Genomic DNA, 21,527 nt, shown 5'->3' with positions numbered 1-21,527 from the left:
CTGGTTTTAACCTTTTATTGCCTGTAAGGCAATAAAGAAACAAAAGTTTGAGAGGAAGAGAGTATGAGAGCTTTGATCATCAGTGCAGATCTTTTTGAAGACTCAGAGTTGAAAATACCGTATCAATATCTTCGCAAACTAGGTGCAAGTGTGGATATCGCTTCTTTAAAAAAAGGTACCATCATTGGAAAACATGGATTTAGTGCAGATGTCACTATGACACTGGATGAAGTAGACCCTAATAGGTATGACATACTGATCCTTCCCGGAGGAAAAGCACCTTCTGCGATACGAAAAGAGCCAAAAGCATTGGAGATCGCCCGATACTTTTTTAAGCAGAACAAACCGGTAGCAGCCATATGTCATGGTCCGCAGATACTGATCTCAGCTGGTCTGCTGGAAGGAAGAGTTGTTACAGGTTATAAAAGCATTGCAAAAGAGTTAAAAAATGCCGGTGCCATATATAAGGATGAGGAAGTGATAGTAGATAAAAACCTGATCACTTCCAGACAGCCTTCAGATATGAATGCTTTTATAGAAGCGATCAAACAGTGTTTAAATAAGGACACCTATAAAAAGAGGATATTGTGAGTCAAGAAGATAAAGAAATGGTACGATCAAAAGCAGTTGTCAAAGAACGGTTCAGTCTCAAAGAGGCATTTTGTAACGAGATCCATGCCAAAAAGGCAGAGTTCGGTTTCGGCGGTTTTGGTGAGGCAACCTATTATCGTACATACAGCCGGATCAAACCCGACGGCACACAGGAGCATTGGGCAGATACGGTCATTCGAGTGATCAATGGTGTAATGTCAGTCCGTAAAAGCCATTATGTGTTAAGCCGTCTAGCCTGGGATGAAGCAAAATGGCAGCTCTATGCCAAAAAACTTACCATTGCCATGTTCGATATGAAGTGGCTACCACCGGGACGTGGTCTGTGGGTTATGGGTACTGAGTATGTTTATGAGCGCGGAGGTGCAGCCTTAAACAATTGCGGTGCAGTGGATACGATAGATCTCTCCCTTGCAGCGGACTGGACAATGGATATGCTGATGTGCGGAGTCGGAGTCGGTTTCAACACGGCATGGAAAGGTGAAAATGTTGCCATGCCAGATAAAGCAAGACCAGTTCCCTATGTCATTCCTGACAGCAGAGAGGGATGGGTGGCCTCGGTACGGCTGCTGATCGACAGCTATACGAAAAGAGGTGCCTGGTTTGCATTTGACTATAGCAAAATCCGTCCCGAGGGTTCTGTCATTCATGGATTTGGCGGTACGGCATCAGGTCCGGCTCCACTAAAGGAACTGCATGAGCGTATAGAAAACTATCTAGACAACTATTGCGAGGGAAAGATTGATCAGACGCGTTGTGTCGCTGATGTAATGAATGCGATCGGTGCCTGTGTTGTGGCAGGCAATGTACGGCGAAGTGCCGAGATATCACTGGGCTCCGTGGATGACAGAACTTTTCTTGAACTGAAGGATTATACAAAAAATCCCGAACGTGCTGAAATCGGCTGGATGTCAAACAATACGGTTATATTGGAAAAAACGGAAGATTTTGAAAAACTGCCGATGATAGCGAAGCATATTCGTGACAACGGCGAACCGGGCATCATGAACCTGATCAATGTACAAAAATATGCACGTTACGGTGAGCAGTCCGAAGATAAGGCATGGCTGGCAAATCCCTGTTCCGAAATTCCTTTGGAGAGTTTTGAGCTCTGTAATCTGGCCGAAGTTTTTCCGGCACGCTGCGTTAAAGAAGATGAATTTTATGAAGTACTGGAGTATGCGACTTTTTACGCTTCGACAGTGGCGTTACTTCCGACACACCGTCCGGAGACGAATAAGATTGTAGTACGCAACCGCCGTATCGGCGTCAGTCTTTCCGGTGTTGCAGATATGCTCGATGCCCATGGTGCGACAGAGCTGACGCGCAGACTGCGAAGAGGGTACAAACTTGTACATGCCGTCAACCAAGAGTTGGCAGCAGAAGCAGGTGTCCCTGCATCGGTGAGAGTGACGACGGTCAAACCTTCGGGTACCATCAGCCAGCTGGTCGGTGTCAGTTCCGGCATGCATTTTCCTACATTCCAGTATGCGATCCGCAGGATGCGCGTCGGCAATGTGTCCCGTATCTGCGAGGTGCTCAAGTCAGCAGGTGTCCCGCATGAACCCGATCATTATAGTGCCAACACAACTGTCTTTGAATTTCCAATCGATCAGGGGAAAACAAGAAAGGCAACCGCTGTTTCAGCATGGGAACAGTTCTCGCTCCTGGCAATGCTGCAGCGCGAATGGAGCGATAATATGGTCAGCTGTACCATCTATTTTGATCCAAAAACCGAGGGCTCACAGATTGAACATATGCTAGCACAGTTCGCGCCGATCATCAAATCGGTCTCAATGCTACCGCATACGGATACGGGTGCTTACGTGCAGATGCCTTATGAGGGGATTTCCAAAGAGAAATATGAAGCACGTTTGGCTGAGATGCCATCGATCGACTGGAGCGCTTTTGGCGGCAGTGACGGCATAGAGAGTCGTTTTTGCACAAATGATTCGTGTGAACTGTAAAGTTCAGAGGAGTTGTTGTCATTTTTCAAATATAAAGTAAAGAGCACCCCACCCTTTATCTTTACAGGGAGCTGGTACGATTGAGGTATGGTTCAGCTACTCTTTTACCATACCCTTCATAAACTGCTGTAAATCTGTTGGGAACGGAAAAATCACTGTATTGGTTCTATCACTGGAGATATCACTCATAGTCTGCAAATAGCGTAGCTGAATTCCCAGCGGATTTTTGCTGAGAACATTAGCCGCTTCGAGAAGATTCGCACTTGCTTCAAGTTCCCCTTTGGCATTGATCACTTTGGCACGTCGTTCCCGCTCCGCCTCCGCCTGCTTGGCAATGGCACGCACCATACTCTCATCAAGATCAATATGCTTGATCTCGACATTGGCGATCTTGATCCCCCAGGCATCGGTCTGCTTGTCCAGTATCTCCTGGATATCGAAGTTCAATTGTTCCCGTTCTGAAAGCATTTCATCAAGTTCATGTCGGCCTAGAACAGAACGCAGGGTTGTCTGTGCAAGCTGGCTGGTGGCATTATAAAAATCTTCCACCTGTATGATCGCTTTTTCAGGATCAACAACACGAAAATAGACGACAGCATTAACATGCACAGAGACATTGTCATGGGAGATGACATCCTGCGTCGGAACATCCAAAACGATGGTACGCAGATCCACCCGCACCATCTTCTGGATACCCGGGATCAAAATGATCAGCCCCGGACCTTTCACCCCGGTAAAGCGGCCAAGGGTAAAGATCACCCCACGCTGGTATTCACGCAAAATACGTATGGCAAATGCCAGTATAACGATCAGTATCACAGCAATATAAAGTGTAGTCATTGGTATAACAGGTAACATAATTTACTCCTTGATTGGATTGACGTGCAGTATTAATCCTGACAGACTCTCTACACGTACGTTTTGACCAACTTTAAGTACAGAATCCGACGTTGCATGCCATATCTCGCTATGACAGCGAACACGGTACCCTTTTTTCGTCGATTCAAGTACTTCGGCTGTGGCACCGACCATCTCATCTATACCGGTTACTATTTTTGCGGACCTGGAGCGTAGAAGGAACCGTAAAACAAAGATAAAAAATCCCAAACTGACCAAAGAGAAAGCAATGATCAGAGGGATGGACACTCCACTGCCAAGAGTCTGCGCATCAAACAGCAGCAGTGACCCAAAGGCAAAAGCAACAACCCCGCCAATACCCAAAATACCAAATCCGGCGATAAATACCTCTGCCACCATAAAAGCTATGCCCAGAATGATCAGCAACAATCCCGCATAATTAAAAGGGATCATGTTCAATGCATAAAGTGCGATTACACCTGAGATCATCCCGATCACACCGGGGAAGATCCCACCTGGATTCATTAACTCGAAAAAGATACCGTAGATAGCTATAAGTAGAAGTATATAGGCGATATTGGGGTTGGTAATGATGGATAGAAAACGGGTTTTCCAATCAGCTTCAAAGGTCTGTATCACAGCTCCTTCTGTTCTGAGTGTAATACTTTTGCCGGAGACAGTAACGTTTCTGCCTTCAAGTTTGCGCAACAGTTCATTGGTATCCTCAGCCATCAGGTCGATAACACCATAGCGCAGAGCATCTTTGGCAGAGATGCTTTTGGCCTCTTCCACAGCTTCCAGGGCCCAGGTAATATTACGCTCATTCAGTTCGGCCAGACTTTTGATGTAAGCCATAGCATCATTGATCGCTTTTTTCTCAAGAGCAGAGGGACTACTAGTGTTTGAATCTGTGATCTTCGGTGTGGGCATCAGACTGACCGGAGTAGCGGCACCAAGATTGGTTCCCGGCGCCATGGCTGCCACATGAGAAGCATAAAGAAGATAGGTTCCGGCACTTGCAGCGCGTGCACCTTTTGGAGAGACATAGATGATGACAGGAAGAGTGCTATTTGTGATCTCCTGTATCATCTCCCGCATAGAGGTAGAGAGACCTCCCGGCGTATCCAGTTCGATCAGTATCATCTGAGCGTTTTGACGCACTGCAGCTGCCATCCCTTCTTTGAGATAGTTACTGCTGGCAGGACCGATAGCACCTTTTATCTCTAATTTCATGATCGTAGAAGCAGCAGCGAAAAGCGGTAAAACTATCAGAAGTAATAAAAAGAGTAATCGTTTCATCTTATCCACCCATAATCCAATCTTAAAGATAACTATAACTCATAATAGCCAATAACCAGAAAGAAAGTCAAGTAAAACTGTTCAAAAACTGGTATCATAACAGCATGAATAGTCATAAAGAAGTCAATATTCCCAAGATCGAACAAACCATCCTAAAGATATCAAACGTTGTTAAAGAAGTTGCGATCTTCATACATAACAACCATCTCTTTGCACTCATCTACCCGGACTTTCAAGAGGCTAAAAACCGTAAGATCATACGTCTTGAAAATGAGATCAGATGGTACGCCGTAGAACTTTACAACATGAAAGTCAAAAACGACCAAAAAATAAAAGGCTATCAAATCGTCCAAACTCCTCTTCCAAAAGATGCCAAAGGAGAAGTTGAAAGATCCAAACTTGAAAAGTTTATGAAGGAGCAAGCATTGCTCTGCGGAAATATGGAGGATGAACCCAAAGATAAAGTCTATCAAAGTATCAAAATTTTTCTCTCGACTCTCACCGCTGAACCCATCACATTATCATCACATCTTGAACTCGATCTTCATCTTGACTCGCTAAATTATATCGAGCTTTTTACTTTTATAGAGAAAAGTTTTGGTGTGCATATCGATGAAGCACAGTTTTCACAGATGATGATCATGGAGGTACTTTGCCATTATGTCAATGAAAAAAAACAAAAAATTACCATCACCGATATAAACTGGAAAACAATCTTAAATGAAAAGATAAGCTTTGATCTCATCTACTCTTCTCTGCCTATAATGATCTATAAAACACTTTTCTTACCTCTGTATAAACTTTACTTTTCACTAAAAATCTCAGGCTCTGAAAACTTTCCAAAACAGCCATGCATCATCGCACCCAGCCATCAAAGTATGCTCGATGGTTTTATACTTGCCGCCGCTTTGCCCTATAATGTTTTAAAAAAGACATTTTTTCTAGCTTATCAGATAGTATTTGACACAAAGATCATGCGACCGATCGTGCAAAATTCCCAGACTATCCTGATCGATGTTAACAAAGATCTTAAAGCCTCTATGCAAAAAAGTACTGTGCCATTTAAAAACGGACAAAATCTTGTTGTATTTCCTGAGGGGGCAAGATCACGGGACAGAGAACTTCTAGAGTTTAAAAAGTTTTTTGCGATCCTGTCAATTGAGCTCGATATTCCCGTGGTACCGGTCGTGCTCGATGGCACCTTTGAGGCGATGCCTGCAGGGAAACTTTTTCCAAGACCCTCACGTGTCATCATCAAATACCTGAAGCCTATCTATCCAAAAGGGCTAAGCTATGATGCGCTTGCAGCCAAGGTCAAAGAAGCCATACATGAGGAGATGATCAAACATCCTTTACATATCAAGTAAGTGTAGAGCGTACTTCATCGGCAGCTTTTTTTTCATCTACCCTCATCAGCAGTATCGCACCAAGGATAAAAAAGATCGCTACAGAAGCGATCCCTACTCGGGAATTCTCAGTGATCAAAGCAACCATTCCAATCAAAAACGGCCCTAAGATCGCGGCAGTTTTCCCCAAAAAGTTATAAAATCCAAAAAACTCGGCAGCATATTCATCGGGGATCATCTTGGCATAGTAGGAGCGGCTCAGCGCCTGAATACCCCCTTGCACCAGTGCGATCATTACTGCCAATATATAAAACTCATGGATCTCATCCATCAATACTGCCCAAAGTGTGATGAAGAGATAGATACCGATCGCCAAAAGGATCGCTTTTTTCGTATCCCACTTCTGAGCCAATTTGGCAAAAACAAGTGTTGCAGGGAAACCGACGAACTGCACGATCAAAAGCGCCAAGATCAGGCTCTTTGAGTCAAATCCTATCGCCATTCCATAGTCAACTGCCATCCGTATGATCGTATCTACCCCATCAATATAGAGCCAATAAGCTACTAAAAAAAGCACCAACCCTTTGAGCTGCCTGATCTTTCTGATCGTCCCTGCAAGTCTGTGATATCCTTCTGCAATGATTTGAACTGTTCCTTTATCTTTTGCAGGTTTTTTCTCTTTAACAAAGAAAAGCAGGGGCAGAGAAAAAAGCATCCACCACAAAGCGACAGAGATAAAAGAGATCTTCACAGCTTCTATGCCGCTATCAAGTCCAAAAAAGGCTGGATCCTGCACCATCCAAACATTGAGTGCAAAAAGTATTCCCCCTCCAAGATACCCCAGTGCAAATCCAAGTCCAGAGACGAAATCCACCTCTTTTTCTTTAGCCACTGTCGGTAAAAGCGAATCATAAAAGATATTTGAACCCATAAATCCTATATTTCCCAGCACATAAACAAATACCGCTGCTTCCCAAGCTCCCTCTCCCACAAAGGAGAGTGCCGCACTCATTAGGATCCCAAGATAAGCAAACAGAAACAAAAACCTCTTTTTCAATCCACCTACATCAGCAATAGCACCAAGCAAAGGAGCGATAAGTACGATGATCAAACTCGAGATCGAATTTGCAAAACCTAACTGTGCCGTACTTACAGTGACATCAACATTGGCGCTAAAATACTCTTTGAAAAAAACGGGAAAAAATCCTGCTATCACCGTTGTGACATATGCAGAGTTTGCCCAATCATAAAATGCCCATGCGTAGATACTTCTGTTTTTACTGTTTTTCATAACTATATATTACCACACTAACTACATAACGCAAGCTTTAATGGATAAAATAGAGATTATGAACTTTTTAGAACTTTTAAAAAAACCAAACCTTATCGCTGCCCATAGAGGAAGTCGCTCACAAAAACCGGAAAATACATTAAGCGCTCTTACATCAAGTATCGGTAAATGTGACTTTATCGAGATCGATGTACAGCTTACAAAAGATTTAGTACCTGTGATCATCCATGATGATACGCTTGGTCGAACCAGTGATGTCTCAAAGATAGGAAGATTTAAGGATCGCACTCCATGGGGAGTCTCTGATTTTACACTGGAAGAACTTCAAAGCCTCGATTTTGGCAGCTGGTTCGATCATAAATATGAGCCAATTCTTACCTTGGTAAAAGCACTGTTATTTGCAAAAGAACAGCATCTATTTTTAAATGTCGAGATCAAAGATGTGTCCAGTACTTTTGCAGATGAGATGGTCGTTCAGATCATCATTGATATGATCAAAAAAACGCAAACTGAGCATTTAGTACTGCTTTCCTCCTTTTACCACCATTATCTTCCAATGTGTAAAAAACTCTCTTCCGAAATCCCCACAGCTGCTTTGCAAATGTACAAACATCCAAACAAGCTCATCGATTATCTTCATACTTTGCAAGTAAATGCCTACCATCCAGAGGATAAGATCACTAATCAAAAAACAGTATCAAGCTTAAGAGAAGCCGGTTTCTTTGTCAATGTTTTTACGGTCAATAAAACAAAGCGGCAAAAGGAGTTATTTGACTGGGGTGTCAATGGTATTTTTACCGACTTTTTAGCGTAATGTGTTATGTTTGTGCTAAAATAAATTCAAGGTACCTTTAAAAATCCTGCACGATTTTAGGGATTTTAGAAGTGTCCTTTATATAAAATTGTGGAGATGTTACATGAAAAGCTATATTTACAACACCGGCATCGGAACCTTCGAGATCCGGCAGATGAGTCATTTGCTTTATCAGCTCTGGATAGAAGAAGAACTGCTTGGTGAATATGAAAGTGCTGAACTGGCTGCCACAGATGTCGCCAGATTTGATACTAATTACGTGGAATGGGACAAACTCGAAAATGAACTTGAAAATGTTCCAACAAGCCTTGACCAATGGACTGCCGTCACTGAGGAGGCACCTCGTAAGTGATGCAGCACTCCGTCACCTCCAGTAAAAACGATGCCCCAAAGTTCATCGCCGATTGCCATTTAGGGAAACTGGCAAAGTACTTGCGTCTTATGGGTTTTGACACACTCTTCTTCCCCCATATAGAAGACGACAAGCTTATCATTATCGCCAATGAAGAGAACCGCATCATTCTCACTCGAGACCGTGATCTGTCCCAACGCAAAAATGCCCCTGTACTTTTTCTGGAGCCTACCGACACCAAATCACAACTTAAAATGCTAATAGACTTCTATAACCTAAAAGAACACCCTGCCCCCTTCAGCCGCTGTATTGTTTGCAACACCCCGCTGCAGGTCATTGAAAAAGAGAAGATCACAGACAGTCTGCCTGAAAAAGTCAAAAAGAATTTCGACTATTTCGAGTATTGCCCTGCCTGCAACCGCATCTACTGGCAGGGAGATCATTACAAACATATGATGGAGTTTTTAGCGCAAGTACTGAAGGAATCCTGAGAAAATGAGACCATTGCAAAATTGATTAATAATCACAAATACTTCATCTTATATCTTTTTTTCTCTGCTTTTATTGATAAGGAGTTTCAACTTCTCCTATACAAGATAGTTGATACTCCCTTTGGGAAATTTGCCGTTTTTATCTCTTTGGTATAATACTCTTAAAGGATAACAGATGTTTAAAGATCGTAAAGATGCCGGCCAAAAACTAGCAGTTGCACTACAAATATATAAAGAAGAGGATCCCTTGGTATTTGCAATACCCCGAGGTGGAGTGGAGTTGGGATATGAGGTTTCCAAAATACTTGATGCCGATTTTTCACTACTGATCTGCCGCAAACTCCCTTTTCCATTCAATACAGAGAGTGGCTTTGGCGCAATGGCTGAGGATGGTTCACTCTATATCAATGAATTGGCAGCCGCTTCAGTATCACATAAAGAAATTGAGCAGATCATTATACAGCAAAGCATTGAGATAAAAAGACGCATCCAGACATTAAGAGAAGGTAGACCGCTTCCTTTGATAAAAGGGCGGAGCATTATATTGGTTGATGATGGTATCGCAATGGGATCGACCATGCACGTGGCGGTAGAATTGTGCAGAAAGGAAGAAGCAAAAAGGATCATCGTAGCCGTACCGGTAGCCAGCCGACAAGCGATAGAAAAATTTTCCCAAATAGCTGATGAAGTTGTTGTGCTGGAATCTCCTGTTAATTTTTATGCTGTAGCCCAAGTCTATGAAAACTGGTATGATGTCAATGATGAAGAGGTATTAGATTTTTTAAAAAGATAATATGGATATCCATATTACAAAGTATTCATCTCAATATTATCAATACTTGTCATATAATATCGCTTATATGCTACCTTTTTTTCCAACGCCTCAATCATCGCTATACAAAAATCTTCTTTTTCAAACGTACTTGCGATATTAAGACCACCCGGACTAAATACATTGACTTCCAGTAACTTATCATCCACGATGTCGAGTCCTGCAAAAAATATCCCATCTTGTATCAATTTGGGCCTGACGATCTCTGTAAGTTCCAAGATCTTATCGGTTATTTTTACCGGTTCTGCATGACCTCCTGCATGTATGTTGCTGCGGACATCTCTTCCAACGCTTACTCTTTTGAGCGCTGCATATTTGCCATTGACTTTAAACGGTCTGCCATTTACCATATAGAGACGTATATCACCTTTGGACGCCGGTGCAAAAAACTCCTGCGCGATCACATACCCATCCCTCATAACCGCCTCTGCCATCTGTTTAATGTTGGCTTCATCTTCGGGCTGGACTAAAAAAACATTTCTTCCTCCCGATCCCAAGAGTGGTTTAATGATAATTTTATTATTATTTTGATGGTAAAATTCAAGTATATCCTGATAGTTTTTTGTGATCAAAGTTTTGAGTCTGATACTTTTCGGGAACTGCTGAAAGTACATCTTGTTGATCGCTTTTCTAAGCCCACTCGGGTCATTTAACACGATAACACCATGATCGACCGCCGCAAAGCCAAAAACCAAAGAAGCATGCTGCGCCCATGGTTTGTCAAAATCCGCTGCCGGATCATTTCGAAGCATCAATACATCCAGATCCTCTACAGATATACGCTCTTTTTTTGCATCTTTACTTACGATATGCTGCATATAATCTCCAGCATCTTTAAATCTCTTTTTTGAAGCACTGAAAGCATTGGCATGTATCGTATCATTTGGGTCATAAGCAAAATCACCTACACCCATCAACCAAACTTCATGTCCCATATGCAAAGCTCTAATTACTAGGTTAATTGTAGTGCTTGGCAACTCTTCATTTATTACATCATTGAGTACAAATCCTAATCTCATGCCATCTCCTTTGTAATGATATCTAAAATAGAATGACCGTTTCTGATCATATCTAAACGTTTTAATGCTTCTTCATCTTCCAAATATCTCGGTGACAAAGGAGGCGCTATCAATATTTTTCGCAAAAGCAGCTCCTGTATGAGTGGAATATGATTGGCTGCGATCTTTCCAACAAATAGCAGATCAAGTTTTCCGCCATCTTTAAGATAATCAAAAATATGCAAAAATCCCCGTAAATAGACGGCATCTTTTGTTAAACCTCCACCACGAAATACTCTGGTTGTGACAGTAAAAGCCGTTTTTGGTAAAAATCCATACTCTTCTTTAAGCAGATTAAATGTATCGACAAATGTAGCTCCATGGATCATCGCATGGACTGAGATCACTCTTCCGGCCAGTATTTTGATCCTGTTTATACTTAATCCTCCACATAGATACTCTGATAATACCGCAATCCCCTCTTGCATTTCATCATATCCGCGAAGCCCGGTATGAAGCTGTTTAAAAGGTTGTGAAAAACCGTTAAAATAAGTCAGTATATGGGTTCCTATCTCATGATGAATCAGCGCTTCTACACGATCTTTGGGAAAATCAGACCATCTATATATCAGAAAATTTCCGCCACTTACCATCGCACCCGATGCGATATCATCACGAATTTCAACTTTAGCATCAACACTTGGATATATCTGTTTATAGTAGGATATCTCATCTTTTGCTGCTCTTGCAAAGGCAACTGCATCTACCATCTCTTTGACACGCTCTTTTGGCTGAAGTTTTGAAATGGCGGTTAAAATATCTTTTGAAGTCTCCAGTAACTCCCGGTCAATATCTCCATATATTTGTATACTTCCATGGAGAAAATTTGAAGTTCCTCTATCGTTTAACATTGTTAGTTTTCTGTCTATTTCATCCCTTTTTTGCACAAAAATCTCAGAAAGTACCGGATCTTCGATCTCCTCTATCGGGATCTTGAAAAGCTCTCTTTTGACCAATGAGGGATCAAATGGTCTGGGACGATAATAAAAAGCAGGTGTTTCTTTAAAATCAGATGCTTGAAACTCTTTCCACGCCTCTTTGCTGTTTACCGGACTGACTTGGAGCAAAAAATCAAAACTATCTTCTATCTTTGCCATCGCGTCATCGATTTTGTAGACTGCTTCGGTGACACCTTTTCGTCCAAGTTCACGATAATCAGAGGTCACAGCAGTAGTGTGTTTTTTAACAAAGGTGAAAAAAGTTTTTTTCAGCGCTTTGGAAATGCATTTTTGCAGTTTTGATAATTCAAAAGGATAAAGTTCAACTCCCTCATGATCATGATAGATCGGTTTGATCGCCAATCCCAGCATATAACTGGTCGTGCCGCTTAAACTCCTGGTATCAATAATAGGCTGCATCTCTTGAGGCGTTATTGCGGTAGTGTATTTTATACCGATACTTGCCGTAAGATCATCGATCTTTATTCTCGAAAGTCTATTTTTCATAGTCTCGATCTCAGGTGTTAACAATCCCCGTTTTTTTGAAACAATAGTAAACGCTTCTCTATGGTTTTGGGGAGAAAATCCACTCTCCTCTTCTGGCATACACATTGACCAAACCTCGACCAGCAAGAAAGCACCGCACTCTTCACTGATAGTTCTGGCGATCGCTTCAACCAATTTACCCAGTCCGTTATCTGTTAATGCCTCATCTGCAATGATATAAGATGCTTCTGCTAAAACAAACTTATGCGTTCCAACATCACCCCTGTTTGTTGGCAACCTGTATAAGCATAAAAATGGTAACTGACGATCGATATGCACCCTTCCCCATCCCGGCAGTTCCATCCTGACAGGTTTGTTTTTTCTTATCTTTTTGCAAACATCTTGAATAAATTCATCTGTAATTATGTTATTGTTCATCACTTCTCTTTCATCTTATGTAACTCTTCTTCAATCACAGGAAGGATTGCTTCTAGCATCTTTTTGACCTCTTTGACCTGTTTCCTGTCTACTTTTCCACTCCACTCATCCATAAAAAATTTCTTAAATTCCATAGACAAAACGCAGGCATTTGGATAAAAGTGTTCATGTACCCACTGGGCAAAATATCCACCGTAAAACTTGATATTTTCCCGTACATCCAGATGTCTGCCCAGATAGTTATACTCTTTTATCTCTTCTATCACTCTATCTATTAAATGCTGCCACTTATGCGGATTTTCCAATGTTTTGGTTCCAATATTGATCTCAGGATTTAACAGGGGGTCATCATATGGCGCAACAGGTCCTGATCTTCTGTGGTTGTATGAATGTATATCCAATACAACCACATGTCCATATTCTTTGATAATATTGCTAAAATACATTTCCATCTCTTTATAAAAAAAATCGTAAAAAGAGAGAGATTTTTCTATTTCTGATTTGGAGAGTGCAGTATGCCATATGTGTAAACCCCAGGCATCATCAGGGTATTTATAGATAGCTTTATTTCTTGGTCTGTTAAAATCAACTTCAAATCTGGTATGATAATCTATAATACGGTTTTTAACGATCTGTGTAAAGATGTCAGTAAAAGGATCCTCTTCTCTTAATCTTTCTAATTCATCAAGAGCCATCTTATCCTTTAGATCAGATCTTAACGTATGTCCGGAATGCAAAGCTGTAGCTACTATCGGAGAGTGATCAGTCTCTATCAGCCAAAATGACCGTTTCATCTCGTCTCCTTCTTCTGTTATTATATCTTTTTTTGTTTGCTTTTATTGGCAAGGTGTTTCAACTTCTCCTCTACAAGATAGTTGATACTCCCTTTTGGGAATTTTCCGTTCTTGTCTTTTTTACCGCTTATTTTACCTGTGAGTATCTCCATCCCTTCATGGACACTCTCGATGGCATAGATCTCAAAGCTACCGTTTTTCACAGCTTCCAACACATCCTCTTTAAGCATCAGATACCTTATGTTTGATGCCGGAATAATAATACCATTTCTTTTTGACCTGCTTACAAGAGAGCATACATCAAAAAAGCCCTCTATCTTTTCATTGATACCGCCTACTGCCTGAACCTGACCGTTTTGATTGACCGAACCTGTTACTGCGATGGATTGGTCCAGAGCTACTTCGCTCAGTGAAGAGAGCAAAGCAAAGAGTTCTGCACATGAAGCACTGTCACCTTCAATCCTGCCATATGACTGTTCAAACACCAGTGTTGCAGTCATACTGAGTGGGAAATCCTTGGCATAGGAAGCTGCCAAATAGGCGGAAAGTATCATCATCCCCTTATCATGTGTCGGGCCGCTGAGTTTTACTTCTCTCTCTATACTGACCACACCCCCTTTGCCCAGTCTGGTAAGCGCTGTGATCCTTGAAGGATGTCCAAAAGAAAAATTTCCCAGATCCAGTACAGCTACACCATTTACTTGTCCTATGGCATTTCCATCCGTCTGTATAAGGATCGTTCCTCTTTGGATCGCTTCGTAAATTCGGTCTTTGATCCTATCTGATCTCTCGATCTTCTCAACGATCGCTTCAACTATTTCAGCTTTAGTGATCTTTTTCAGCTTCTTCTGCGAGGCAATAAAATCAGCCTCCTGAAGCAGGTCACTTAAACTTCCCAGATGTGTTGAGAGCTTTTGGCTATCTTCAGCTAAGCGGGAACTATACTCGATCACCTTTCCTACAGCCTCTCTGTCCAGTGGCAAAAGTCCATTATCTTTTGCGATCATACCTATCATTTTGGCATAAAGCAGACTGTTCTCATCGTTTCTCTGGGTATCGTTTTCAAAATCCGCATTGATCTTAAAAAGCTCTTTAAACTCCGGATCATAGTTATACAATAGATAATAGAGTATTCTGCTACCGATCAGAACGATCTTTACATCCAATGCTATGGTCTGTGGTTCCAACGTGAGTGTACTGATAAGACTAAGAGACAGAGCCAGGGACTCTATACGAATTTCACCGGATCGGAGCATCCTTTTTAGTCCTTCCCAGACAAAAGGCTGCATCAGTACCTTTGAAGCATCCAAGATCAGATATCCACCATTGGCTCTGTGGAGTGCACCTGATTTAATGAGATTAAAATCAGTCAAAAGTGTTCCCATCTGTGCAATATGCTCGATCTCTCCAAATAGATTTGCATAGGTTGGATTGTTTTCATAGATGATAGGTGCACCGTCTTCATCTTTATGGGATACAAGAACGTTGACACTATACCTGTTAAAGATACCGCTCTCTTTAGCCGACCTAATTCCCATCGATGAGAGGTTCTTTTGTGCAGATACTAAAAAATCCTGAGAATTTTTTACAATATCTTCTTCAACACTTTTCAGATATGTTACGACCTTCTCATATTTTTTATATCTCTTTTTCAACTCATCAATACTGTTATCTACAGACTTTTTTGTCATAGTCTGTTCAAGCTCTCTGATCTCTTTTTGCTGCTTTCGACTTTGTATCAACATATCTTGTGCAGTATTGTCTATCTGGGTTTTAAATTTCTTGATCTTTTCCTGGATCTGATCTCTTTCTTTGGCACTGAGGAGTTGATACTCATTTTTATCGAGTATTTTGCCATCTTTACTCATAGGAGAGAGTGTATAACCGGATGCTGTATATTGGATCGCTATGAATTCTTGTTTTGCTCTCTCTTTTACCTCTTGAAAAGATTTCTTTTTTATTTCATTAAGTTTATTAAGAATAGACTGTTGCTTTTCTCTGTATTCTTCACTCTCAAATATAGAGGGAATAATGCCTTGCAACTCCTCGATCAACTCCTCCATATCATTTTTGAGTTGTACACCTATAGAAGGCAGAAGTTTTAAAGAGATCGGTTTTCTGGGATCTTCAAAATTATTGACATAACACCAGTCTCCCGGTTTTTCCTCATCTTTGGCACGACTTTGAATAAACTTTTCCACAACACTGTGTTTTCCGCTGCCAAGTCTCCCCATCGCATAAAGGTTATAACCCTCTTTCTTTATACCGATTCCGAAACTGATGGCTTTGAGCGCTCTGCTCTGCCCTATGATCTCATCAAGCTCTTCCAGCTCTGCAGTAGTTTTAAAATCAAATAACTCTAGGTCACAATAATTATAAAGTTTATCAACATTAAGTGGTTTTATCATACAGTGCCTCCGAACTCTGGACAATTATCAATAATACTTTTTAACTCATAATATTCCATTTGATGCGCTTTGGCTACAGCCTGCTCAGTCACAAATCCGCCTGCAACATTCACACCGCTATAGATGGCAGCATCTTCTAAACTGGCATGCTGCCATCCCATATCTGCGATCTTCTTCACATAAGGTATCGTTGCATTTGTCAATGCATGTGTAGAAGTGACAGGATAATCTCCGGGCATATTGGCAACACAGTAATGTATCACACCATCCACCTCAAAAATAGGATCATCATGCGTTGTTGGTCTGGAAGTCTCTATACATCCCCCCTGATCAATAGCAACATCTACCAAAACCGCTCCTTTTTTACATAAAGAGAGCATCTCTCTTGTGATCAGATGTGGTGCTTTCTCACCTGTGATATAGACTGCTCCTATGACGATATCTACTGTAGGCAAGATCTTTTCCATATTGTAACGGTTGGAATAGAGTGTTGAAACATTTGCCGGCATAATATCTTCAAGTTCGGTCATACTGCTTGGATTTCTTCCCATAACAACGACATCGGCACCCATTCCAGATGCAATTTTGGCTGCATTTTTAGCCACCGTTCCACTTCCTATGATCAATACTCTGGCTGGCAATGCACCGCTAGCTCCACCTATCAATACACCCATTGCATTATTATGTGCTGAGAGAAAATAGCTTGCGACCATCGGTGCGATCTTACCCGCTATTTGGCTCATAGGTTCAAGCAGAGGCACTCTTTTCCCCTCTTGTACTGTTTCATACGCTATGGCTATCACTTCTTTTTCTTTAAGTATCTCGGTCAGTTCTCTCAAGGGAGCAAGATGAAGATAGGTAAAGAGTATCTGTCCCGGTTTTAAAAGGTCATACTCCTGGGGTTGAGGCTCTTTGACCTTTAAGATCATTTCACAGGTATCATATATCTCTTTTGGATTTTGCAGTATTATTGCACCAGCTTGAGTATAATCATCATTGGAAAATCTGCTTTTTTCTCCGGCATCTTTCTCGATATAGACTTCATGCCCACTTTCAACAAGAAGTCTAACACCGGAAGGAATGACACCAACCCTATACTCTTTGGTCTTTATCTCTTTTGGAATACCAATTTTCATATGCTACTCTTTAATCCTCTATTATTACTTTACATCTTGCTATAGGGTTTACTCTCAATCTTTCAACAGGTATAGGATCAGCGCTTTTTTCACATATCCCAAAGGTTCCGTTTCTTATTTTCGCAAGCGCATGAATAGTCTCTTTAAGCTCATTTTCCTGCTGATGCAAAATAGTATTGTCTTTTTTACTCATCGTGCTAAGAGATGCAAGATCTTCAACATCATTGATATCATCATTGTTGCATACACCATCTAACTCTGATCGAAGTTGATCTATATTATCTTCTATCTGCACCAATCTCTCTTTAAGTATTTTTTCAAATTCATCAAAATCCAAATCATTTCTTTTTTGCATAATCTACTCCTTTTTTTTATTATACATAATTATATCACTTTTTAGAAAAGTATCCATTACTAAATTTGGGTCACACAAGTGCCTGTGTTGAAAATAAAAATTTTTTAGTGTATGGAACTAGATTTCTCAACAGCAAAAAAGAGAGGATTTAAAATATAGAATGCACTTAAACAATTTGTGTATTTTTCCTTATAAAATATTCCATATTGGCATATTTTATAAGGTTTTCTATTTAAAGTGACTTACAAATGGTCTCTAAGTCTCGCTACAACGATAAACATTATAAAATATGTTAGATTATAAGGTTTTCATTTCTTTGAATTAAATTAAAGAAATGGGTTAGTCAACGATGATTATCAATCTATTGGAAATTTAATAGACAAGGTTTAGTGGATTGACTATACTATAAGTGATATAAATATCCTAATATAGTTTACTCTAAATACGACTAGAGATAAATAAGGTGATATTTTGGGGCTGCACTCATTTATAAATTAAAATATAGGCAGGTAGTATGAAAAATGTTATAGGAATGGTTTTAGCTCTGTTTTTCATCTTGGGATGCAGCTCAAAACATATAGAAGTCAAAGAAGACAGGTCTTTTTATTTTCCAAAAAAGAGTTCTTCTGTGTTGTATCATTATGCAAAAGACAACATAGCAGCACAGGGTCCTAGGTCTGGCTATTATCCTCTTGAAAACCATTTAGATTCACTCTCGGCACGTATTTTGTTGGCATATGCAGCAACGAAGAGTATTAAACTTCAGTACTATACTTTCCACTCTGACCCGGCAGGAAAACTCTTACTAAAGGCTTTAGTTGACGCTGCAGACAGGGGAGTGAAAATTGAGGTCCTGATCGATGATATTGCTTTGGGTGACCATGATCATTCTATTGCCGTTGTCAATGATCATAAAAATATTTCTATCCGTGTGTTTAACCCAACAAATGCCAGAGGTGCCCTGCATAATGTAGAGATAGGACTCAACTCCGATACCTTAGGGAGAAGAATGCATAACAAGTCCTTTATCGTAGATAACTCAATGGCAGTCTTTGGAGGACGAAACATCGGAGATATCTACTTTGGATTAAACAAAGATGACTACTTTGTAGATAATGACATTTTGGCAGCCGGTCCCCTGGTCAATAAACTTACCTATGCCTTTAACCTCTACTTTGCAAGTAAATTCAGTGTGGATTTTATGCATATTGCAAAGGCAAGCGTAGAAGAGTTAAAAAAAGGGAAAAAGAAATACGCAGAATCACTGGCAAGTCCAGAGTTTAAACATTTCAAGAAAGTAGTTTTAAACAGGCCATTTGTAGATGCCTTTAGAAAAAAGAAGTTAGCACTCTATTTTGCCAAGGCAGAACTTTACTATGATGGTCCAAATAAAATAGGTACAGCACCAGATGACAGAACCTACCATATAAAAGGGAAGATCGATAAAAAGTATATGCCTAAAAAAAGTTTGGTGATCGTGAACCCTTATTTCATCCCTGATGATGAGATGATGGCTTTCTTTAAGACGTTAAGAGCACAGGGTGTTGAGATCTCAGTTTTAACCAACTCTTTAGAATCCACAGATGGTGAGTGGGTCTATGCCTATTATTCATTTAAACAAGAAGCATTGTTAAAGATGGGGGTGAAACTTTATGAGATATACCCAAGTGCCTTTAGTGAAGCATTAAAAGCCCAAGCATACAATCTACACAAAAAGACACCTCGTTCGGCACTGCATGCCAAGGCGATGATCATTGACGGCAGATACTTTGTGATAGGCTCCCGAAACCTGGACCCCAGATCTCGTAATTTAAATACAGAAATGGTAGCAGTCATAGAGAGTGTTGAACTCTCAAAGCATGAGAAAAAGGTATTTGATATCTTGACAGAACCTGAACATGCGTATGAACTGAAGCTAGTTTGTGATGGCAATGACAACTGTGAAGTAAGATGGTATGCAGTGATCGAAGGAAAAGAAGTGGTCTTTGATTCTGATGGTGATGCTGGCTTTACAGATAAAATGTTTGTATTCTTTTCTCGTATTCTTCCGGTAGAAGATCTGTTGTAAATCTAGAACAGGGTAAGTTTCTTCTTAAACTTTTGTAAGTTGCCATCAATCTTCGATGAGTAGGATATGAAAACCTTATAAAATAGAGCCACTTGCAGATTCCAACAAAAAGATGATTATTAAGATAATAACGCAGAAAAAAAGCTGATTCTGATTTCAAAAAGTTATAATTTTTTACCACAAAAATCTAACAGAAAAAAGAGTCAGCTTATGAGAAAAATTATACCTTCACTTTCAAAAATGTGGCTTAAAGTCATTAATTTAGAGCAAAGCCTTTTTCCCAAACTACAAGAGTCTATGGGCACGTTAAGTCCTAAAGAGGAGAAGCTGATAAAGATCCTTGACTTTGCAGAAATAGAAAGGTTTGTCTCCACTGTACAGATCACTAATCCTCCCAAAGACAGAGAAGAGTTAGCTCGTGCCTTTGTTGCTAAACAGGTTTACAATTTCCAGACTACAAGTGCATTAATAGACAGATTGAAAATTGACAGAACTTTAAGAGTTGTATGCGGATGGAAACATCGAAATAAGATTCCCAGTGAATCTAAATTCAGCCGAGTCTTTAGAGAATTCAGTCAACAGCAAATTGCAACCAAAGCCCATGATGTTTTTATAGAGAACTATTTAAGTAAGACACTTTTCTTTTACAGCAGTATCGATTCCACAGCTATTGAACTTAGAGAAAAACCTGTGAAGCGTGAAGAGAGTAAAGAAGTTAAGCCTAAACGAAAACAGGGACGTCCTAAAAAAGGTGAAGAACTTCCTGCCAAAAAGCCAACCATTTTACAACAGCAGGAGAAAATGCTTGAAGCAGAAGAGATGTTATCTCTCATAGGAACAGAGTGCAATACTAGTATCAAACAGAATTCAAAAGGTAACCAGCACAAATGGACAGGAGGTAAACTTCATCTCTCAGTAGTAGATGGTGATATTCCTATCACAGCACTATCCTCTTCAGCATCTGTACATGATAGTTCATTGGCATTACCGCTCATCCAGCAGAGTAGTCAAAAAGTAAACTATTTGTATGACCTGGCAGATGCTGCTTATGACACCAGTATCATAAGGAATTATTCTAAAAAACAAAATCACAGACCCCTTATTGATATCAATCCCAAGAACTCAAAAAAGCTAAAAGAGAAAATAGCTTTAGACAAAAGTGAAAAGAAGATATTGAGCTCACTTAAACTCTATAATCATTCAGATGATCTGCACTACAACCAACGAAGCAGTGTTGAAAGAGTTAATGCCTATTTGAAGGACAGCTATGGATGCAGTAAGATTTATTACCAGGGAGCCCAAAAGGTAGCTTCTGTATTAGCCTTTGCAGTGTTGTCTGTTTGCATAACTCAATCTTTGAAGCTTATTACTTAACTTTCTCTAAATACTAAAGTCAAAACATCATCTCCTTAAACTCAAACTATAAAGCATGCAGTCAAAATAGGATTTTTAACAGTTTTTAGCTTTTTAGTTGTAAATAATCTCATATACGACTTTTTTCAATAGTTGATTACAGACTATTGAAAATTAGCCGCTTTGCGATGTTGAATCTGCAAGTGGCTCAAATATATAACTTTATAAGGTTTTTATCACTCATTTTGAATACATGAGTGTAGCTATAGTGATAAACGTTATATTCTATGTTAGATTATAAGGTTTTGAAAGTTATGTGCAAAATTATTTAAGTTTAATATTTTTTGCAATAGTAAAATATTTAGAGTAAACAGTAAGAAGAGAAGCATAATATAGTGGATATTCAGATACTCAAATCATTTTTTATGTGGTGCATGATTATCGATAGGGCATCTATCTGTTGTTGATACTATTCTTCTTGTTTGCCCCGAATTTTGTTTATCGCATACAAAGTTATTGGTTCCCTATTCCCATCCCACGTGAAACCTACAACGTGATCATTTACTCATTTTTCGGATTCTTTAAAGTCATCTTTATCGTCTTCAATATCGTACCTTATGTAGCTCTATAAATC

Annotated in this window: 19 protein-coding genes; 10 read left to right on the top strand and 9 right to left on the bottom strand. The window is 40.1% G+C overall.

All coding sequences use genetic code 11. The features are described from left to right. The first annotated feature begins 63 nt into the window (after positions 1-63). Positions 64-591, top strand: coding sequence for a type 1 glutamine amidotransferase domain-containing protein (locus ACLHDG_RS07170; protein WP_415405503.1), 528 nt, complete (start codon positions 64-66; stop codon positions 589-591). Then, positions 588-2,576: a fused protease/ribonucleoside-triphosphate reductase gene (locus ACLHDG_RS07165; protein WP_415405502.1), complete on the top strand. Its 1,989-nt coding sequence runs from the start codon at positions 588-590 to the stop codon at positions 2,574-2,576. Before ACLHDG_RS07170 ends, ACLHDG_RS07165 begins: the two co-directional genes overlap by 4 nt. Positions 2,577-2,672: 96 nt before the next feature. On the opposite strand, the gene ACLHDG_RS07160 is transcribed toward ACLHDG_RS07165, so the two are convergent. Continuing rightward, positions 2,673-3,434 carry a slipin family protein gene (locus ACLHDG_RS07160; RefSeq protein WP_415405501.1) on the bottom strand — a complete coding sequence of 254 codons (762 nt, stop codon included), beginning with the start codon at positions 3,432-3,434 and terminating at the stop codon, positions 2,673-2,675. A 3-nt stretch (positions 3,435-3,437) separates the two neighbouring features. Then, complete coding sequence (locus ACLHDG_RS07155) at positions 3,438-4,733, bottom strand: NfeD family protein (protein ID WP_415405500.1); 1,296 nt, start codon at positions 4,731-4,733, stop codon at positions 3,438-3,440. A gap of 104 nt (positions 4,734-4,837) precedes the next feature. On the opposite strand from ACLHDG_RS07155, the gene ACLHDG_RS07150 reads away from it, so the two are divergent. Next, positions 4,838-6,100, top strand: a complete 1,263-nt coding sequence (locus tag ACLHDG_RS07150) for a 1-acyl-sn-glycerol-3-phosphate acyltransferase (RefSeq protein ID WP_415405499.1) — start codon at positions 4,838-4,840, stop codon at positions 6,098-6,100. On the opposite strand, the gene ACLHDG_RS07145 is transcribed toward ACLHDG_RS07150, so the two are convergent. Beyond that, complete coding sequence (locus tag ACLHDG_RS07145; RefSeq protein WP_415405498.1) at positions 6,093-7,370, bottom strand: MFS transporter; 1,278 nt, start codon at positions 7,368-7,370, stop codon at positions 6,093-6,095. The genes ACLHDG_RS07150 and ACLHDG_RS07145 overlap by 8 nt on opposite strands. 58 nt (positions 7,371-7,428) lie before the next feature. Here ACLHDG_RS07145 and ACLHDG_RS07140 point away from each other — a divergent pair, with 58 nt between their 5' ends. The 4 genes from ACLHDG_RS07140 (at position 7,429) to ACLHDG_RS07125 (ending at position 9,820) form a co-directional block, all read left to right on the top strand. Next, positions 7,429-8,184, top strand: coding sequence for a glycerophosphodiester phosphodiesterase (locus tag ACLHDG_RS07140; protein WP_415405497.1), 756 nt, complete (start codon positions 7,429-7,431; stop codon positions 8,182-8,184). Between the two features lie 88 nt (positions 8,185-8,272). Beyond that, positions 8,273-8,536, top strand: a complete 264-nt coding sequence (locus ACLHDG_RS07135; RefSeq protein ID WP_415405496.1) for a hypothetical protein — start codon at positions 8,273-8,275, stop codon at positions 8,534-8,536. Next, entirely contained in the window at positions 8,536-9,027 is a 492-nt protein-coding gene (locus tag ACLHDG_RS07130) for a Mut7-C RNAse domain-containing protein (protein ID WP_415405495.1), read from the top strand. Before ACLHDG_RS07135 ends, ACLHDG_RS07130 begins: the two co-directional genes overlap by 1 nt. Positions 9,028-9,202: 175 nt before the next feature. Continuing rightward, on the top strand, positions 9,203-9,820 hold the full coding sequence (locus tag ACLHDG_RS07125; RefSeq protein WP_415405494.1) for a phosphoribosyltransferase: 618 nt from the start codon (positions 9,203-9,205) through the stop codon (positions 9,818-9,820). A 14-nt stretch (positions 9,821-9,834) separates the two neighbouring features. On the opposite strand, the gene ACLHDG_RS07120 is transcribed toward ACLHDG_RS07125, so the two are convergent. The 6 genes from ACLHDG_RS07120 to ACLHDG_RS07095 are packed head-to-tail and all read right to left on the bottom strand — an operon-like array spanning position 9,835 to position 17,472. Next, positions 9,835-10,878, bottom strand: coding sequence for a hypothetical protein (locus ACLHDG_RS07120; protein WP_415405493.1), 1,044 nt, complete (start codon positions 10,876-10,878; stop codon positions 9,835-9,837). Then, entirely contained in the window at positions 10,875-12,779 is a 1,905-nt protein-coding gene (locus ACLHDG_RS07115; protein WP_415405492.1) for a flavohemoglobin expression-modulating QEGLA motif protein, read from the bottom strand. The genes ACLHDG_RS07120 and ACLHDG_RS07115 overlap by 4 nt, the downstream gene beginning before the upstream one ends. Continuing rightward, the gene (locus ACLHDG_RS07110) at positions 12,779-13,573 is read right to left on the bottom strand and encodes an N-formylglutamate amidohydrolase (RefSeq protein ID WP_415405491.1); all 795 of its coding nucleotides are present in this window, start codon (positions 13,571-13,573) and stop codon (positions 12,779-12,781) included. The genes ACLHDG_RS07115 and ACLHDG_RS07110 overlap by 1 nt, the downstream gene beginning before the upstream one ends. Positions 13,574-13,593: 20 nt before the next feature. Continuing rightward, entirely contained in the window at positions 13,594-15,981 is a 2,388-nt protein-coding gene (locus ACLHDG_RS07105) for a Lon protease family protein (protein WP_415405490.1), read from the bottom strand. After that, positions 15,978-17,117, bottom strand: coding sequence for an alanine dehydrogenase (ald, locus tag ACLHDG_RS07100; protein WP_415408311.1), 1,140 nt, complete (start codon positions 17,115-17,117; stop codon positions 15,978-15,980). Before ald ends, ACLHDG_RS07105 begins: the two co-directional genes overlap by 4 nt. Before the next feature lie 10 nt (positions 17,118-17,127). Next, a complete protein-coding gene (locus ACLHDG_RS07095; protein ID WP_415408310.1) occupies positions 17,128-17,472 on the bottom strand; it encodes a TraR/DksA family transcriptional regulator in 345 nt (114 codons plus the stop codon). Between the two features lie 514 nt (positions 17,473-17,986). Here ACLHDG_RS07095 and ACLHDG_RS07090 point away from each other — a divergent pair. The 3 genes from ACLHDG_RS07090 (at position 17,987) to ACLHDG_RS07080 (ending at position 21,524) form a co-directional block, all read left to right on the top strand. Beyond that, positions 17,987-19,540, top strand: coding sequence for a phospholipase D family protein (locus ACLHDG_RS07090; RefSeq protein WP_415408309.1), 1,554 nt, complete (start codon positions 17,987-17,989; stop codon positions 19,538-19,540). A gap of 210 nt (positions 19,541-19,750) precedes the next feature. Next, a complete protein-coding gene (locus ACLHDG_RS07085) occupies positions 19,751-20,914 on the top strand; it encodes a transposase (protein ID WP_415408308.1) in 1,164 nt (387 codons plus the stop codon). Positions 20,915-21,353: 439 nt separating this feature from the next. Then, positions 21,354-21,524, top strand: coding sequence for a DUF6868 family protein (locus tag ACLHDG_RS07080; RefSeq protein WP_415408307.1), 171 nt, complete (start codon positions 21,354-21,356; stop codon positions 21,522-21,524). Positions 21,525-21,527 lie beyond the last annotated feature (3 nt).

Origin of the sequence: Sulfurovum iocasae, assembly GCF_047716765.1 — a bacterium.
Lineage (GTDB): Bacteria > Campylobacterota > Campylobacteria > Campylobacterales > Sulfurovaceae > Sulfurovum.
This window is presented reverse-complemented; position numbering and strand designations above follow the sequence as displayed.

Bases quoted from the DNA above. Each gene is read 5' to 3' on its own strand.
- ACLHDG_RS07170 (WP_415405503.1), top strand. From the start codon at position 64: ATGAGAGCTTTGATCATCAGTGCAGATCTTTTTGAAGACTCAGAGTTG.
- ACLHDG_RS07160 (WP_415405501.1), bottom strand. From the start codon at position 3,434: ATGTTACCTGTTATACCAATGACTACACTTTATATTGCTGTGATACTG.
- ACLHDG_RS07155 (WP_415405500.1), bottom strand. From the start codon at position 4,733: ATGAAACGATTACTCTTTTTATTACTTCTGATAGTTTTACCGCTTTTC.
- ACLHDG_RS07150 (WP_415405499.1), top strand. From the start codon at position 4,838: ATGAATAGTCATAAAGAAGTCAATATTCCCAAGATCGAACAAACCATC.
- ACLHDG_RS07145 (WP_415405498.1), bottom strand. From the start codon at position 7,370: ATGAAAAACAGTAAAAACAGAAGTATCTACGCATGGGCATTTTATGAT.
- ACLHDG_RS07140 (WP_415405497.1), top strand. From the start codon at position 7,429: ATGAACTTTTTAGAACTTTTAAAAAAACCAAACCTTATCGCTGCCCAT.
- ACLHDG_RS07130 (WP_415405495.1), top strand. From the start codon at position 8,536: ATGCAGCACTCCGTCACCTCCAGTAAAAACGATGCCCCAAAGTTCATC.
- ACLHDG_RS07125 (WP_415405494.1), top strand. From the start codon at position 9,203: ATGTTTAAAGATCGTAAAGATGCCGGCCAAAAACTAGCAGTTGCACTA.
- ACLHDG_RS07120 (WP_415405493.1), bottom strand. From the start codon at position 10,878: ATGAGATTAGGATTTGTACTCAATGATGTAATAAATGAAGAGTTGCCA.
- ACLHDG_RS07115 (WP_415405492.1), bottom strand. From the start codon at position 12,779: ATGAACAATAACATAATTACAGATGAATTTATTCAAGATGTTTGCAAA.
- ACLHDG_RS07110 (WP_415405491.1), bottom strand. From the start codon at position 13,573: ATGAAACGGTCATTTTGGCTGATAGAGACTGATCACTCTCCGATAGTA.
- ACLHDG_RS07105 (WP_415405490.1), bottom strand. From the start codon at position 15,981: ATGATAAAACCACTTAATGTTGATAAACTTTATAATTATTGTGACCTA.
- ald (WP_415408311.1), bottom strand. From the start codon at position 17,117: ATGAAAATTGGTATTCCAAAAGAGATAAAGACCAAAGAGTATAGGGTT.
- ACLHDG_RS07095 (WP_415408310.1), bottom strand. From the start codon at position 17,472: ATGCAAAAAAGAAATGATTTGGATTTTGATGAATTTGAAAAAATACTT.
- ACLHDG_RS07090 (WP_415408309.1), top strand. From the start codon at position 17,987: ATGAAAAATGTTATAGGAATGGTTTTAGCTCTGTTTTTCATCTTGGGA.
- ACLHDG_RS07085 (WP_415408308.1), top strand. From the start codon at position 19,751: ATGAGAAAAATTATACCTTCACTTTCAAAAATGTGGCTTAAAGTCATT.